This window comes from Salmonella sp. SAL00653 (assembly GCF_046552515.1).
Taxonomy (GTDB): Bacteria; Pseudomonadota; Gammaproteobacteria; order Enterobacterales; family Enterobacteriaceae; genus Salmonella; species Salmonella enterica.
On the sequence record NZ_JBGDTY010000006.1, the window covers coordinates 212,540 to 229,607 of the forward strand.

Consider the following 17,068-nt stretch of genomic DNA (forward strand, 5'->3'; position numbering starts at 1 on the left):
ATTGAGAAAAGCTGGTCGATGGCGCAATTCTACTCTGCAAAACGGCGCGTGACGACGCGTCAGATCATAACCGTTAAAGTCAATGACCTCGATTCATTTGGTCAGGGCGTAGCCCGTCATAACGGAAAAGCGCTGTTTATCCCCGGTTTATTGCCTGAGGAAAGCGCAGAAGTCATTATTACAGAAGATAAAAAGCAATTTGCCCGCGCACGCGTTTCGCGCCGTTTGAATGATAGCCCGGAACGAGAAACGCCGCGCTGCCCGCATTTTGGCGTCTGCGGCGGTTGTCAGCAACAGCATGTCAGCATCGCCCTGCAACAACGCAGCAAAAGCGCGGCGCTGGCGCGTTTGATGAAACACGAGGTGAAGGACATCATCGCCGGCGCGCCCTGGGGTTATCGGCGTCGTGCGCGGTTAAGTCTGAATTGCCCGCCGGATAAACCGCTGCAAATGGGATTTCGCAAAGCGGGTTCCAGCGATATCGTCAATGTCGAACAGTGCCCTGTTTTGGCGCCCCAGCTTGCAGCATTGCTGCCCCGAATCAGGGCGTGTCTGGCGAGTTTACACGGCACCCGACATCTTGGGCATGTTGAGCTGGTACAGGCGGGAAGCGGTACGCTGATGATTCTGCGCCATACCGCGCCATTAAGTGCGGCGGATAAAGAAAAACTGGAACGCTTTTCGCATTCTGAGGGATTGTCTCTGTTTCTGGCGCCGTTTAGCGAGATACTGGAAACGGTATCTGGCGAAGCGCCCTGGTATGATTCGCACGGCTTACGTTTAGCCTTCAGTCCGCGAGACTTTATTCAGGTTAATGAGGCGGTAAACCAGCAAATGGTCGCCCGCGCGCTGGAGTGGCTTGATGTGCGCGCCGAGGATCGTGTCCTGGATCTGTTCTGCGGAATGGGGAATTTTACGCTGCCGCTGGCAACGCGCGCGGCAAGCGTGGTAGGGGTTGAGGGCGTTCCGGCGCTGGTAGAAAAAGGCCGTGAAAACGCCATCCGCAATGGTTTACATAATGTGACATTCTTCCATGAGAACCTGGAGGAAGATGTCACGAAGCAGCCGTGGGCGAAAAACGGCTTTGACAAAGTCTTACTCGATCCTGCGCGTGCGGGGGCTACAGGAGTGATGCGACATATTATAAAATTAAAACCTATTCGCATTGTTTATGTATCCTGTAACCCGGCGACGCTGGCGCGCGATAGTGAAGCGCTGGTCAATGCGGGATATGAGGTTACGCGTTTAGCGATGCTCGACATGTTCCCGCACACAGGACATCTGGAATCAATGGTTCTGTTCGAGCGCATGTAATGATTACCGGCTTACCGACTTCGGTAGGCCTGGTCCCTTAAGGAGAGGACGATGGTCGCGGTAAGAAGTGCACATATTAATAAAGCTGGTGAATTTGATCCGAAGAAGTGGATCGCAAGCCTGGGAATTTCCAGCCAGCAGTCGTGTGAGCGCTTAGCCGAAACCTGGGCGTATTGCCTGCAACAGACACAAGGACATCCGGATGCGGATCTGTTGCTGTGGCGTGGCGTGGAGATGGTAGAAATTCTTTCCACGCTGAGTATGGATATCGACACGCTGCGGGCGGCGCTACTGTTCCCTCTGGCCGACGCCAACGTAGTCAGCGAAGATGTACTGCGCGAAAGCGTCGGCAAATCTATCGTTACCCTGATTCATGGCGTGCGCGATATGGCGGCGATCCGCCAGTTAAACGCCACTCATAACGACTCTGTTTCTTCGGAGCAGGTTGATAACGTCCGTCGAATGTTATTGGCGATGGTGGATGATTTCCGCTGCGTGGTGATCAAACTGGCCGAGCGAATCGCTCATTTGCGCGAAGTGAAAGAGGCGCCGGAAGATGAGCGCGTGCTGGCGGCGAAAGAATGTACCAACATCTATGCGCCGCTCGCTAATCGTCTGGGCATCGGGCAACTGAAGTGGGAACTGGAAGACTACTGTTTCCGCTACCTGCATCCGGCGGAATACAAACGCATCGCCAAACTGCTGCATGAGCGCCGTCTCGATCGCGAACATTACATCGAAGAGTTTGTTGGACATCTGCGCGCCGAAATGAAAAACGAAGGCGTGCAGGCGGAAGTCTACGGACGACCAAAACATATTTATAGCATCTGGCGCAAAATGCAGAAAAAGCATCTGGCGTTTGATGAACTCTTTGACGTGCGCGCCGTGCGTATCGTCGCTGAACGTCTGCAAGACTGCTACGCCGCGTTGGGGATAGTGCATACGCACTATCGCCACCTGCCGGATGAATTCGATGATTATGTCGCTAACCCGAAACCGAACGGTTACCAGTCTATCCACACCGTGGTCCTGGGGCCGGGCGGTAAAACCGTTGAGATCCAGATCCGTACCAAACAGATGCATGAAGACGCCGAACTGGGCGTGGCGGCACACTGGAAGTATAAAGAAGGCGCCGCGTCCGGCGGCGTGCGTTCCGGTCATGAAGACAGAATTGCGTGGCTGCGTAAGCTGATCGCCTGGCAGGAAGAGATGGCCGACTCCGGCGAAATGCTGGATGAAGTGCGCAGCCAGGTGTTTGACGATCGGGTCTACGTTTTTACGCCAAAAGGCGACGTGGTTGACTTGCCTGCCGGATCTACGCCGCTCGATTTTGCTTACCACATCCACAGCGATGTCGGGCACCGCTGCATCGGCGCGAAAATTGGTGGGCGTATTGTGCCATTCACCTATCAGTTGCAGATGGGCGATCAGGTTGAAATTATCACTCAGAAGCAGCCGAATCCCAGCCGCGACTGGCTGAATCCAAACCTGGGCTATGTGACGACCAGCCGCGGACGCTCGAAAATTCACGCTTGGTTCCGCAAGCAGGATCGTGACAAAAATATCCAGGCTGGACGGCAGATCCTCGACGATGAGCTGGCGCATTTGGGGATTAGCCTGAAAGAGGCCGAGAAACATCTGCTGCCGCGCTACAACTTTAATGAGCTGGAAGAGTTGCTGGCGGCGATAGGCGGCGGCGATATCCGTCTTAATCAGATGGTGAATTTCCTGCAATCGCAGTTCAATAAGCCGAGTGCGGAGGAGCAGGATGCAGCGGCGCTGAAACAGCTTCAGCAAAAAACATACGCGCCGCAAAATCGTCGTAAAGACGACGGGCGCGTGGTGGTGGAAGGGGTTGGTAACCTGATGCACCACATTGCCCGCTGCTGCCAGCCGATTCCTGGCGATGAAATTGTCGGCTTCATTACTCAGGGGCGGGGAATTTCCGTGCACCGGGCCGACTGCGAACAGCTGGCGGAACTGCGCTCCCATGCGCCGGAGCGGATCGTAGAGGCGGTATGGGGCGAAAGCTATTCGGCGGGATATTCGCTGGTGGTGCGCGTCCAGGCCAACGATCGCAGCGGCTTGCTACGTGATATCACCACCATTCTGGCTAACGAAAAAGTCAACGTGCTGGGCGTCGCCAGCCGCAGCGATATTAAACAGCAGATCGCCACCATTGATATGACCATCGAGATCTACAACCTGCAGGTGCTGGGCCGGGTGCTCGGTAAGCTGAACCAGGTGCCGGATGTGATTGATGCACGGCGACTGCACGGGGGGTAAAGTGAAACGTTATTATCTACAAAGTAGTCTGATATATCTACCCGTTATACTTTACGTTGCCTGTGTGTTTGCATGGCCCGGCTCTCCGGGCCTCGCCCTAAAGGGCCGCCGTAAGTGGCGTTCACATCGGCCTTGCCAATTTGTCCTCGCTCCCCCCAGTCACTGACCAGCGTAAGCCCCGGGGATTGATGGGGGACATCCTTGTCCCCCACCGCAGGCAGCCTTCGGCTGTTCAAATTCGTATCAGACGAATTTGTCACTGCGTCGCCGCCTGCCTGCAACTCGAATTATTTAGGGTATATGAGTATAAAAGTATGCAATCGTAAACTCAGATCTATTAAGAAAAATACTATTGCCAGGGCAAAATAACTGTCACGCTGCAATTAGTATCAACGTTTATTCGTTCCCAGTTGCCGATTATTCTTCCCAGTTCGCCATTGTTGCATGCCCCCATATCACCATTCCTACATTGATAATCTACATTTGTTTTAATCCTGCTATCAGCACAAACTACATTGATCGTGCTATTTTCCAATGTATAATCGAATCCTTCACCTCACGTGACATTTTTCTCCTTATACATCAAATAAATTTTCCCTAGTTCTATATTTTCTGCCTTATCGTTATAATGAAGTTCATTATAATTTAACACGGAGTTCTTATCCAAAGACGCAGTTATGAAACCAATCGGCGATGCAACCGTATAAGTTGAATTGTTATTCGTAAAAACAGAACCTGTCCCAGAATGATATTTGTATTGACCGCATCCAGGTACCGTAAAAATAAACCCGGGATCATATAGTGGTGGCATTGTTATGTTAGAAATAACACCCGTATTAGGGGTTGGTGTTATTGCGCCTGTATTAATTACTACTGCACCACCAATCGCCATACCCTGAAAGCCACTGCCATCCATCGGGATCTCTGTTATATATCTCATTGTTCCTGTAGCATATAATTTACTTTCGATAATTGACATGCCATTATCTGTCCTTACAGGTACAGCTTTGTCTGTGTCATAACCAGTAACAAAGCATGTTATGCCGTAATAACCAGGAAAATTACCATTGAGTAATGTACACTGGGCATCTGTATTAACTTTGACATCTGCTGTTGTATATAAATTAACTGTTATGCCACCAATAAACATAGATATGAGACCTCCATTAAGCAGGGTTGCCTCATATTTTGCTGGAATAACAGTGCTATCATGCGGCCAGCTTTTGCATTGTGAGAATTCAGCCTGTTGAGCCTGAGGTAGTACTAAATAATTTGTTGAGTCACGTATTACTAATGGTTCAATCATTACATTTTGGTTAATGGCCTGAGTTATCCCAGGATATGCAATTATACTTAGAAAAAATAATACTTTTTGATTCATTTAAATTTCCATTATTTAAATAAAATATTAGAAATGAGTATATAACTTGAGAAGTTACTGATATTCAAAACTCACTGTTGCGCTACCCGAAAATTCCCCCGGCATAACCTCTTCACCAGCGTATTTTTGCAGCCTGGCCTGCAAGTTGATGGTGGTAATCCCTTCTTTCAGCACAAAAGCTGTACCCACTGTTGCATTGATACTCACTGGTTGCTGTGCAGCCATTTCCACGCCAATCGCAAAACCACTGGCCTCCGACGAGGGCTCCAGCGCCAGCAGTCCGGGCAGGGTACTGTCTTCAATGCCCTGAAAGGTCACCAGCACGCCGTTGGCTAGCGCTGTTTTGCAATCCTGGAGGCTAAGTGTGAATGGAACAGGAGTCGTTTGCCCGCTGGCGTCGAAATTGTCACTGCCAATAGTATGAAAATCCACCGTCGCCATCGTGTCATTATCCACTACAAGGTTACAGGCGCCGGCAACCAGCTTACCGCTGTAGTGCACATTAGGCGTGGCGGCAGGTAGCGTATTGCAAACCGCCCATAACATTACGCCTCCGATCAAATGCCCGGCAGTTTGAAAAATACGGTTCATTGGTAATCCACCTGTAACGTGGCAAAAGCCTCAAAATCGCCTTCGGCAGGCTCTTTACCTGGCTGTTTTACCGGCACGGCTTTTAGTGTGGGAAGCGATGATTCATCGATGGTTAGCGACGTGCCGGGAGGAAACACCGTGCCGTTCTGCTGAAGTTCAATGCCCAGCTCAGGGACATTGGTGGTTAAGGCATTTGCGGAGTAAGGCGTCGCCGTGCCCAGATAGCTCAACGTAAAAGTTAATGCGTCATCGCGAAAGCTGCTGTCGCAGGTAAGGGTCCACGGGATCTCGGTCAGGTAATTGACGCCGTCAATATTATCAATAATCACGCTACCAAAACTGACCTCCAGCGTTTCACCATTATTGATAGTACAGGCGGGCGGGTTTATCAGTTTGCCGTGAAAGGTCAAATTGTCGGCGCAGGCAAACTGGGTGATTAAAAGCGTCAGGATAAGCACCCTTTTCACTATGAATCTCTCCATCACTGGTAATCCACGACTAACGTCGCACTGGCGTTAAAATCGCCCCCCGCTAACTGCGTGGTGGGCTCTTTAACCGGTACGGCTTCCAGCTCCGGCCCATTGCTGCCGCTCAGGGTGAAGTTCAGCCAATCCGTTATGCCAACCGGAACCAGTTGCTTATTGCCCGCCTGCTGAATACGGATGCCTAACCCCTGAACCGAAGTTTGCAGAACCTGCTCCCCGCTGATGGTGGTAGTGGTCCCCTGAATTTGTAGCTTCAGATAGTCGCTCGCTCTGCCATCGCAGTTCAGGCTGTAGCCCACAGGTTTCGTTTGAGAAGCATCGCCAACTTTGGTGGTCAGGACATCGCCAAACTCTACGGAAGCGCCGCCTATCGTACAGGGCGGTGGTTGAGTGACGACCAGATGCAGCTCCAGTTGCACGATTTTTGTGCCGGCAGCCTCGGTGCCGGTAACGAATCCACCGCACAGCAGCACCAGTATTTTCCAGCGAGTCAACATCGTCATGGATCTCTTTCGCACAGGATTACTTATTCGCTTTCTTCTCAGCGTCACGGGTTTTTTCCTCATTGACCTTGCAGGTATTCCCTGAGCAGGTAAAAACCAGCAGGCGATGGCCGCCGTAATCATCGACGTAGCCCACCACCGGCGAGCTGCCGAGCGAGGCACCTTTGATGGGAGAGGTCACTTTTTCACGCGGGGCAATCAGCAGGTTTTTAAAGCCGGAGGCGGTTTCGTTCTCTTTGCTACCGGCATTGCTGATGACGAGGTAAAACGGTGTGGGGTTGTCGAAGATCACACCATCGCCCTGGTAGGTCAGCGTGAGCTTCGTTTGCCACGGGTGCGTCTTATCCACCTGCCGGGCTACGGCTACCGGGCGGTAGAAAAACTTAATACGCGTTTGCAGCGCCAGCTGGAGCGTATTGGGCTTATCGCTTTTCGGCGGAATTTCCCGCACGTTGAAATAAAACAGACTTTCCCGGTCCTGCGGTAGGCTAGCCGCGGCTGGTAACGGCTGGACTTTAACCTGCCCGTCGGATTTTGGCTCAATACGCTGCAGCGGCGGCAGGGCGGTAAAATAGCGGGTATCTTTGGCGAACTTATCGTCTTCCAGCCACGCCTGTGCGAGGTAGGGCAGAGTGGCGTTGCCGTTTTTCAGCGTGACGGTGATTGAATTTTCATTGCCGTTAAAAATAACGCGGGTACGATCCGGCACAATCGCGCTGTGCGATACCAGCGGCGCAGCCAGTAATACCGAAGCGATAAGCGCCTGGCGCTTAAAATGGTTGGTCTTGTTCATTACAGGTTCCCTTTATTCCATATCCTTGCGATTCACCGCATGGTTGTCAGCCAGCGGTATGGGCGGGGTTTGAGTGGTTGTCGCCACCGGCGCGGCCGGTTGGCCATCGGTTTGCGTATGTTCCTGGATCAGCGGTTGCGCAGGCAGCGGAGAACTTTTCTGCGGTGCGGTGGGGGGCTGACCTTCCAGAATTTTGCACGGCAGCAATAGCGCGTTGGCCAATAGCTCCGGTGTAAACGTGGGCGGGAGTGATGCTTCACACTGCGCCGCGCCATCCCAGAAGACTTTCAATGTTTCCCCGGCTTTTACGCCCGCCAGCCAGGCGTTGCCGTCATTGGCCACCAGGCCCAACTGCTGCTGGCGCTCGTTTTTCACTTCGGCGCCGAACGGTGGGAAGTCGCCGTCTGCCAGCCGGAAAACCGCCATCATTTTCTCGCCGCTGACCACGTCAAAGTGACGGTAGCCGATGGCGCCTTCGGTGAGCGTGATCTGCACAACCGACTTAGTAGCTTCCGCCTTCTCCGGCAATTTGTTCAGATCGATACGCGCCAGGCTGCGCGAATAGCTTCCGACATCCGCAATCACGGCCTTGCCGAAAATGTTGGTTGAGGTTGGCGAGTCGTTACCGCTAACGGGGACGTCCGCAATGCCGTCGGTATCAACCAGCAAACGTGTGCTGCCCGCTAAACTTCCCCGGTGTAGCGCGCCGCCCTGGGTGGTCAGCGTCATGCCGCCGCGCAGCGACATGCCCAGCGAACGGTACGATCCTTCTTCATAATCCGCGCTTAGATCGATGTCCGTCAGCGCGCCCTGATGGCTGTAATAACCGTCTGCCTGTGCGCCTTGTTCATCCTGCCCGACGTGAAGCTTCCAGTTATCGCCGTTCTGGCTGTGGCCGGAATAGCCGAGCTGATTACGGTGTTGACTACCGTTAAACGTACCGTTGTAGCTGATGGAATCATTGCCCCAGGGAACAGACAGCGAGATATAAACGCCATCATCTTTATCACCGTTATATTCGCTGCGATAGCCGTTCAGCGACGCACTGAGATTTTTTATCGACCCTAAGTCGAAGTACCAGGAAAGAGACAGGTTATAGTTACTCTGATCCGGGCTGTCCCAGAAGGTACTGCGTGAGTAGCTGAAATAGGCGCTCATGCCTTGTTCACGGAAGTTCTGGTTATAGGTGACCGTATAGCGTTCTTTTTCGTGACCGGCATTGAGATGATGATAGGTTTTCGCATCCAGATAGTCGCTCATGCTCATAAAGTTCTTTTCTGAGAAGCGGTATCCGGCAAAGGTTAGTCGGCTGTCGATTTCATCAAAGTCACGGGAGTAGCTGATGCGATATGAGTTACCCTGCAGCGTTTCGCCGTCAAACCCGTCGTCTTGCGGCATGTGGGCGATGGAGTGCGTAATGTCGACTGCCACCGCGCCCACCACGCCAAGATCCTTACCGCTTCCCAGCGCCACGGCCTGATAGTTGCTTTCTCCAATTGCGCCGCCATAGAGCGACCAGCCGTTGGTGACCCCCCACGAAGCTTCCGCCGAGGCGAATGTGCCGGTAATGGGGTGATGATCCCAGTCCTGCGGGCGGCCCAGCGCCATCTTGTAGCGCACCATGCCGGGGCGCGTCAGGAAGGGAACCGATGCGGTGTTAACGTCAAACTCCTGGGTCTGACCGTTCTGCTCTTCCACGGTGACGTGCAACGTACCGGAAACGGACTGGTTGAGATCCTGAATACGGAACGGTCCTGCGGGCACCTGCGTTTCATACAGTACGCGCCCCTGCCAGGAGACTTTGACTTTGGCATTAGAGCGCGCAATGCCCACGATCTCCGGCGCATAGCCGCGCAGTTTCGGCGGCAGCATCTGATCGTCAGAAACGACGCTGGCACCGATATAGTTAAAGCTGTCGAAAACATCGGACTGGAGATAGCTTTCGCCCAGCGTAAGTTTGGCCCCGAGCGTCGGTAGTGCGCGATAGGCGTAGTAGCGGCTCCAGCTCTGATCGTGGAGGGTGGAAGTGTTCTCGTCATCGTCACGATGGTCGTAGCTGGCCTGCCAGTCGGCCCGCAGTCGCCATGCGCCCAGGTTCGCGCCTAACGTCCCGTTGCCGCTGATGCTTTGCTCTTCGCTGCCGCTTTCTTGATCGTGGCGGAGCTGATTATTAATGTTGTAATCCAGAATGATGCCGGGAATACCATTATCCCAGCGGGCGGGTGGGTCCCAGTCGACATCGCTGTATTCCATATACGCCTGGGGTAAATTCACCAGCAGCGTGGAGTGTCCCAGGTCGGCCTGAAAATCCATGCCCTTCAGTGAATCTGGCGCCAGACATTGTCGTTCACCGTGCGTTATCCAGACGAGTTTTTCCGCGAGTTCCGGTTTTATACCCAATTGCGTAACTAATTCTGGTTCTGCGCAAACCTCACTTCCTTGTGGATCATGTTCTGGTATAACCCAGTTAACAGGAAATTCCTGCGGCAGAGTCTGTCCGTTAATTTTAATTTGTAAGAGGTAGACGCCTGGCAGAATAAAACCCTTACGAGAAAACTGTGCAATGTTAACGTTATCGCGATTTTTTACATCGAGGAAATCGGTATTAAATTCGATGTCTTTGCCTGACGCGCTATAAGGGGAGACGCTTAGAAGCATTCCCACTCCGCACGCTATTGGGCAAAGAACACTTTTCCATGTGTTATTCATCAAATATATTCCGCAATAAAACTCAACAGGAGTACCCTACCTAAAGCGGCAGGGTATTATCGTCGTGACTCTGTTAACTGAATTACAGGTAAGAGATAGTGACGTTGGCGGCGCTGCTGAATTCACCTGTGCCTACGGTGCCGGTTGCTGCGCCAACCAGCCAGGCGGTGAAATTCAGGCTTTGCTTCTCATCAAGAATGGTATCTCCGTCCAGGTCCGCAATGGCCTGTGTATAGGTATCGCCCAGTTTGATATTGTTTTTGCCAGCATCGCCGATTGCCAGGCTTACATTGCTAATAGCGCCGGTGCCGTCAGTCTTCATCAGCGCGAGATTATCCGTGGCGCCTGTAGCCGCTGTGGTTCCACTACCTGTAGTGAATACCACATTCATATTTTTCTCGGTAGCCCAGGTACAACCCTCAAGATCGATATGAAAGGTACGGGCATTGTTGATGGTCGTTTTACCATTACTCAGCGTGCCATTACCGATACTTGAACCCATATTGACTGTTTGATCTTCCGTATCCAATGTGACGGAGCAGGGGGAGTCAACAATATTACCAAGGAAAGTGACCTTCGCTGTGTTGCTACCCGCGGCTTGAGCGCCGGAGACAATTCCCATAACTAAAGATGCAGTTACTGCCAGTTTACAAAAATGAGATGACTTCATCGTGTTATCCTTAATTAACGTGTTTTATGGCAACATTTTGTACGCGTATACCAAGGGATATGCGGCATAGAGCCATGCTGCGGGCTTTGGGTAAAAATAGGTCATAATAAAAATATTATATTTCTACATTTTTATGAGTATATTCTTATGAGCTGAATAATCGTACCTGCTCATAGAATATTATATGTAATACTTTCAATATATTTATTTCATGTATGTTCCAGAAAAAAACAAAAAAAGTGGTCTTTTTTGAATATTAAACTGGCGTGCATGCTACTCGTTTTTGCGTAAAAGTGAAATAATTTATTTTTTTTGAAAGGGAAGGCTCTTTGGGTGGGGTGCTTATAGTGTTTGCATAATTTTTTTACTTAATTGATGTTATTTATAATGCCTGGTGCAAATATCTGTTTTTTTTAATAAATTAGTTATATGATTATTATATTGTTGTGTATCGATTAATAATTTTAAAGTTATACGGGAAAGGTAGTATTCAACACCTGTTAACAATATATTTTATTATATAGGCGTTGCCGTAGTGTCTCTGTGCGTGAATGGTTAAGAATAATACGTTACAATTGTCGCTAGTATTTACAACCGATTAAAAACCATGACAACTAACCATCAAATTGACCGTCTTCTCACCCTCATGCAGCGCCTGCGTGACCCGGAAAACGGCTGCCCGTGGGATAAAGAGCAGACCTTCGCCAGCATCGCGCCTTATACGCTGGAAGAAACCTATGAAGTACTGGATGCGATTGCGCGTGAGGATTTTGACGATTTGCGCGGCGAACTGGGCGACCTGTTGTTCCAGGTGGTGTTTTACGCGCAGATGGCGCAGGAAGAAGGCCGCTTCGATTTTAATGATATTTGCGCTGCCATCAGCGACAAGCTGGAGCGCCGCCATCCGCATGTTTTTGGCGAGCTTTCCGCGGATAATAGCGAAGAAGCATTAGTTCGCTGGGAGCAAATCAAAACGGAAGAGCGCGCGCAAAAAGCGCAGCATTCCGCGCTGGACGATATTCCGCGCAGCTTACCGGCCTTAATGCGCGCGCAAAAAATCCAGAAACGGTGTTCAAACGTGGGCTTTGACTGGACGACGCTGGGACCGGTCGTCGATAAGGTCTATGAAGAGATCGATGAGGTGATGTTCGAGGCGCGGCAGGCGGTTGTTGATCAGGCTAAACTGGAAGAGGAAATGGGCGATTTGCTCTTTGCCACGGTCAACATGGCGCGTCATTTAGGTACGAAAGCGGAGCTCGCTTTGCAAAAAGCGAACGATAAATTTGAACGTCGTTTTCGCGAAGTTGAACGTATTGTCGCAGCCAGAGGCTTGGAAATGACCGGGGTAGACCTGGAAACAATGGAAGAAGTTTGGCAGGAAGTAAAACGCCAGGAAATTGATCTCTAAAGGTTTTAGGCGGTCAAGAGCGATTTGTGTGATTTTTTAAATAACAAGCGCTTGATTTACGTCAAAAACATTTACCTCAAAGGGGCTATTTTCTCCCTCCCTGTGTGAATGTCAGCCTGACGAAGAGGAGGAATAATGAAAGTTTGTGGCGTAGGTCATGTTCGGGTATACTGCTTTCCCGTCCTGGTTATTCCATCGTCTTTTAAACCTAACTTCTCAGGTTCCGCATGACAACGAACTATATTTTTGTGACCGGCGGGGTCGTATCCTCTCTGGGTAAAGGCATTGCCGCAGCCTCCCTCGCAGCCATTCTGGAAGCCCGTGGTCTCAACGTGACCATCATGAAACTGGATCCGTACATCAACGTCGATCCGGGTACTATGAGCCCAATCCAACACGGGGAAGTGTTCGTTACTGAAGACGGCGCTGAAACCGACCTGGACCTGGGGCACTACGAGCGTTTCATCCGCACCAAGATGTCTCGCCGCAACAACTTCACGACTGGCCGCATCTACTCCGACGTTCTGCGTAAAGAACGCCGTGGCGACTATCTGGGCGCAACCGTACAGGTAATCCCTCACATCACTAACGCGATTAAAGAGCGCGTGCTGGAAGGCGGCGAAGGCCACGATGTGGTACTGGTGGAAATCGGCGGTACCGTCGGTGATATCGAATCGCTGCCGTTTCTTGAGGCGATTCGTCAATTGGCGGTAGATATCGGTCGTGAACACGCGCTGTTTATGCACCTGACGCTGGTACCTTACCTGGCGGCTGCGGGCGAAGTGAAAACTAAACCGACTCAGCACTCCGTGAAAGAGCTGCTGTCTATCGGTATTCAGCCCGATATTCTGATTTGTCGTTCCGACCGTGCGGTTCCTGCCAACGAGCGTGCAAAAATTGCATTGTTCTGTAATGTGCCGGAAAAAGCCGTTATTTCAATGAAAGATGTCGATTCCATTTATAAAATTCCAGGCCTGTTGAAATCTCAGGGGCTTGATGATTATATTTGTAAACGATTCAGCTTGAACTGTCCGGAAGCTAACCTGTCTGAATGGGAACAGGTCATTTACGAAGAAGCGAACCCGGCAGGCGAAGTGACTATCGGCATGGTCGGCAAATATATTGAACTGCCGGATGCCTATAAGTCGGTGATCGAAGCGCTGAAACACGGTGGTCTGAAAAACCGCGTTACCGTCAACATCAAATTGATCGATTCGCAAGATGTTGAAACGCGCGGCGTCGAAATTCTGAAAGATTTGGACGCTATCCTGATCCCCGGCGGCTTCGGCTATCGTGGCGTTGAAGGTAAAATCGCCACTGCGCGCTATGCGCGTGAAAACAATATTCCTTATCTGGGCATTTGCCTGGGGATGCAGGTTGCGTTGATTGAGTTCGCTCGTAACGTGGCCGGCATGGACAACGCCAACTCAACGGAATTTGTGCCAGACTGTAAGTACCCGGTTGTGGCGTTAATTACCGAGTGGCGCGATGAAGACGGTAACGTTGAAGTCCGTAGCGAGAAAAGCGATCTGGGCGGCACCATGCGCCTGGGCGCGCAGCAGTGCCAGCTTAGCGATGACAGTCTGGTACGTCAGTTGTACGGCGCGTCGACGATTGTTGAACGTCATCGCCATCGTTACGAAGTCAACAATATGTTGTTGAAACAAATTGAAGCAGCGGGTCTGCGTGTCGCAGGCCGTTCCGGTGATGATCAGTTAGTCGAGATCATTGAGGTACCGAATCATCCGTGGTTCGTGGCCTGTCAGTTCCATCCGGAATTTACTTCCACGCCGCGTGATGGACATCCGTTGTTCGCTGGCTTTGTTAAAGCCGCCAACGAGCATCAGAAACGTCAGGCGAAGTAAAAAAGTTAGAACGGCGGTGCACCCTCAGCGGTGCACCGTTTGTCTGAAGTTTTAGTTTAACTAGTGACTTGAGGAAAACCTAATGTCCAAAATCGTTAAAGTCATCGGTCGTGAAATCATCGACTCCCGTGGTAACCCGACTGTTGAAGCTGAAGTACACCTGGAAGGTGGTTTCGTAGGTATGGCGGCGGCTCCGTCAGGTGCTTCTACTGGTTCCCGCGAAGCGCTGGAACTGCGCGATGGCGACAAATCCCGTTTCCTGGGTAAAGGCGTAACCAAAGCTGTTGGCGCGGTTAACGGCCCGATCGCTCAGGCTATTCTTGGCAAAGACGCTAAAGACCAGGCTGGCATCGACAAAATCATGATCGACCTGGACGGTACTGAAAACAAATCTAACTTCGGTGCAAACGCCATTCTGGCTGTCTCTCTGGCTAACGCCAAAGCTGCTGCTGCCGCTAAAGGTATGCCGCTGTACGAGCACATTGCTGAACTGAACGGCACGCCGGGCAAATACTCCATGCCGGTTCCGATGATGAACATCATCAACGGCGGCGAGCACGCTGACAACAACGTCGACATCCAGGAATTCATGATCCAGCCGGTTGGCGCGAAAACGGTTAAAGAAGCCATCCGTATGGGTTCTGAAGTTTTCCATCACCTGGCAAAAGTGCTGAAAGGCAAAGGCATGAATACCGCTGTGGGTGACGAAGGCGGCTATGCGCCGAACCTGGGTTCCAACGCAGAAGCGCTGGCTGTTATCGCTGAAGCGGTTAAAGCGGCTGGTTACGAGCTGGGTAAAGACATCACCTTGGCGATGGACTGTGCAGCATCTGAATTCTACAAAGACGGTAAATACGTTCTGGCTGGCGAAGGCAACAAAGCGTTCACCTCCGAAGAATTCACCCACTTCCTGGAAGAACTGACCAAACAGTACCCGATCGTTTCCATCGAAGATGGTCTGGACGAGTCTGACTGGGACGGTTTTGCATACCAGACCAAAGTACTGGGCGACAAAATCCAGCTGGTTGGTGACGACCTGTTCGTAACCAACACCAAAATCCTGAAAGAAGGCATCGAGAAAGGCATCGCTAACTCCATCCTGATCAAATTCAACCAGATCGGTTCTCTGACCGAAACTCTGGCTGCAATCAAGATGGCGAAAGACGCTGGCTACACTGCTGTCATCTCTCACCGTTCTGGCGAAACTGAAGATGCTACCATCGCTGACCTGGCTGTTGGTACCGCTGCAGGCCAGATCAAAACCGGTTCTATGAGCCGTTCTGACCGTGTTGCTAAATACAACCAGCTGATTCGTATCGAAGAAGCTCTGGGCGAAAAAGCACCGTACAACGGTCGTAAAGAGATCAAAGGCCAGGCGTAATCTTGCTTTTACCTCTTAATGTAAAAACCCGCTTCGGCGGGTTTTTTTGTATCTGTTCAATAGCGCAGCCGCTGTGCATGACCGGGCAGACGAAATCTGCAATAATTAACGATTATCCCCTTAATAGAGAACGCTATGCAGTACCCGATTAACGAGATGTTCCAGACCCTACAAGGCGAGGGTTATTTTACCGGCGTCCCCGCTATTTTTATTCGTTTACAGGGATGTCCGGTCGGCTGTGCCTGGTGCGATACCAAACACACCTGGGATAAACTGAGCGATCGGGAAGTGTCTCTGTTCAGCATTCTGGCAAAAACCAAAGAGAGCGACAAATGGGGTGCTGCGAGCAGTGAAGACTTGCTGGCAGTAATTAATCGTCAGGGCTATACCGCGCGTCACGTTGTCATCACCGGTGGAGAACCCTGTATTCACGACCTCATGCCGCTCACCGATCTGCTTGAAAAGAGTGGTTTTAGTTGTCAGATTGAGACCAGCGGGACGCACGAAGTGCGCTGTACGCCTAACACCTGGGTCACGGTTTCACCAAAAGTGAATATGCGCGGGGGATATGACGTGCTTTCCCAGGCGCTGGAGCGCGCCAATGAAATCAAGCATCCCGTTGGGCGAGTTCGTGATATTGAGGCGCTGGGTGAACTGTTAGCCACGTTGAGCGATGATAAACCGCGCGTGATTGCTTTGCAGCCCATTAGCCAGAAAGAAGACGCGACGCGTCTGTGTATTGAAACGTGTATTGCACGTAACTGGCGGCTGTCTATGCAAACGCATAAATATTTAAATATTGCCTGATGCATTACTAATCTTACAGACGGCCTGCCGATGCCGTCTGTGACTCATCCATTACCTTGCATTGTTTATTTTCTCTATGTGAATTTCGATGAGTGTATAAAAGCGCTGATAAATTTTTCCATAGCGATGCACGGATCACGCTATTTTGGTAAATTTAAAGAAAAAATCATTCTATGAACTTTTTTGCATCAAAATCAGCAAATTAGCTGTTCTTTAATAATTTAAATTGTTGCGATTATGTTGGTAGAATGTGGTGCTGATAAAAAGTAGTTTATAAACAATGACATACGTTTAGTGTGTTCCCCGCGCCAGCGGGGATAAACCGGCTCAAAACTCGGATGGTATAGGCGTGGCGCAGTGTTCCCCGCGCCAGCGGGGATAAACCGACGCGTTAAAACTGCGCTCAATGCAGACGGCCGTGTTCCCCGCACCAGCGGGGATAAACCGGCCCGCCTGTCGCTGTACGCCGGGGCGGCATAGTGTTCCCCGCGCCAGCGGGGATAAACCGCCATTTTTGATCATCTCCTCCAGCCTGCTGAGGTGTTCCCCGCGCTAGCGGGGATAAACCGCACTGGAGATATAGCTGCTGTCGTCATCGGGTGTGTTCCCCGCGCTAGCGGGGATAAACCGGTCAAATAAATATGAGTGAAGAAGCCAAAGCCGTGTTCCCCGCGCCAGCGGGGATAAACCGTGCGCCAACGACTGGAATTTTTGCGTGTAGCCGTGTTCCCCGCGCCAACAAGGATAGCCGTTGCATAATCATAATCTGTGTACCAGTAATGGCTGCTACAAACCTGTTGACTAGTCCTGATATAGGTTGACAGTTTTTTGTCTGTAAAACGCCTGATGAACATCATCGGGCGTTTTGTATTTCA

At 51.1% G+C, this 17,068-nt stretch carries 13 protein-coding genes and 1 CRISPR repeat array; of the genes, 6 read left to right on the plus strand and 7 right to left on the minus strand.

Annotation, left to right across the window (positions count from 1 at the left end):
- The first annotated feature begins 18 nt into the window (after nt 1-18).
- The gene (gene rlmD / locus ACLJRU_RS09895; protein ID WP_000046845.1) at nt 19-1,314 is read left to right on the plus strand and encodes a 23S rRNA (uracil(1939)-C(5))-methyltransferase RlmD; all 1,296 of its coding nucleotides are present in this window, start codon (nt 19-21) and stop codon (nt 1,312-1,314) included.
- Between the two features lie 51 nt (nt 1,315-1,365).
- Nucleotides 1,366-3,600, plus strand: coding sequence for a GTP diphosphokinase (gene relA, locus ACLJRU_RS09900; protein WP_000226842.1), 2,235 nt, complete (start codon nt 1,366-1,368; stop codon nt 3,598-3,600).
- Between the two features lie 556 nt (nt 3,601-4,156).
- Here the strand turns inward: relA and ACLJRU_RS09905 are convergent.
- From ACLJRU_RS09905 to ACLJRU_RS09935, 7 genes are all read right to left on the minus strand, one after another.
- Complete coding sequence (locus ACLJRU_RS09905) at nt 4,157-4,981, minus strand: hypothetical protein (protein ID WP_001540817.1); 825 nt, start codon at nt 4,979-4,981, stop codon at nt 4,157-4,159.
- Between the two features lie 54 nt (nt 4,982-5,035).
- Complete coding sequence (locus ACLJRU_RS09910) at nt 5,036-5,572, minus strand: fimbrial protein (RefSeq protein ID WP_001079644.1); 537 nt, start codon at nt 5,570-5,572, stop codon at nt 5,036-5,038.
- Nucleotides 5,569-6,039 carry a fimbrial protein gene (locus ACLJRU_RS09915; RefSeq protein ID WP_000832396.1) on the minus strand — a complete coding sequence of 157 codons (471 nt, stop codon included), beginning with the start codon at nt 6,037-6,039 and terminating at the stop codon, nt 5,569-5,571. The genes ACLJRU_RS09910 and ACLJRU_RS09915 overlap by 4 nt, the downstream gene beginning before the upstream one ends.
- A gap of 14 nt (nt 6,040-6,053) precedes the next feature.
- A complete protein-coding gene (locus ACLJRU_RS09920; protein WP_023235211.1) occupies nt 6,054-6,560 on the minus strand; it encodes a fimbrial protein in 507 nt (168 codons plus the stop codon).
- Nucleotides 6,561-6,579: 19 nt separating this feature from the next.
- On the minus strand, nt 6,580-7,353 hold the full coding sequence (locus tag ACLJRU_RS09925; protein WP_001044459.1) for a fimbria/pilus periplasmic chaperone: 774 nt from the start codon (nt 7,351-7,353) through the stop codon (nt 6,580-6,582).
- 12 nt (nt 7,354-7,365) lie between these two features.
- Complete coding sequence (locus ACLJRU_RS09930) at nt 7,366-10,062, minus strand: fimbrial biogenesis outer membrane usher protein (protein ID WP_071841894.1); 2,697 nt, start codon at nt 10,060-10,062, stop codon at nt 7,366-7,368.
- Nucleotides 10,063-10,144: 82 nt separating this feature from the next.
- Nucleotides 10,145-10,732 (minus strand): fimbrial protein, encoded by a 588-nt coding sequence (locus ACLJRU_RS09935; protein ID WP_000842512.1) that lies wholly within the window; start codon nt 10,730-10,732, stop codon nt 10,145-10,147.
- Between the two features lie 607 nt (nt 10,733-11,339).
- Between ACLJRU_RS09935 and mazG the strand changes: the two genes are divergently transcribed.
- From mazG to queE, 4 genes are all read left to right on the plus strand, one after another.
- Nucleotides 11,340-12,140, plus strand: coding sequence for a nucleoside triphosphate pyrophosphohydrolase (mazG, locus tag ACLJRU_RS09940; protein WP_000210451.1), 801 nt, complete (start codon nt 11,340-11,342; stop codon nt 12,138-12,140).
- A gap of 227 nt (nt 12,141-12,367) precedes the next feature.
- The gene (gene pyrG / locus ACLJRU_RS09945) at nt 12,368-14,005 is read left to right on the plus strand and encodes a glutamine hydrolyzing CTP synthase (protein ID WP_000210863.1); all 1,638 of its coding nucleotides are present in this window, start codon (nt 12,368-12,370) and stop codon (nt 14,003-14,005) included.
- 82 nt (nt 14,006-14,087) lie between these two features.
- A complete protein-coding gene (eno, locus tag ACLJRU_RS09950; RefSeq protein ID WP_000036734.1) occupies nt 14,088-15,386 on the plus strand; it encodes a phosphopyruvate hydratase in 1,299 nt (432 codons plus the stop codon).
- 135 nt (nt 15,387-15,521) lie between these two features.
- Entirely contained in the window at nt 15,522-16,193 is a 672-nt protein-coding gene (queE, locus tag ACLJRU_RS09955; RefSeq protein ID WP_001540812.1) for a 7-carboxy-7-deazaguanine synthase QueE, read from the plus strand.
- Between the two features lie 296 nt (nt 16,194-16,489).
- Nucleotides 16,490-16,884: direct repeats of the CRISPR family, unit length 29 nt; unit sequence GTGTTCCCCGCGCCAGCGGGGATAAACCG.
- Nucleotides 16,885-17,068 lie beyond the last annotated feature (184 nt).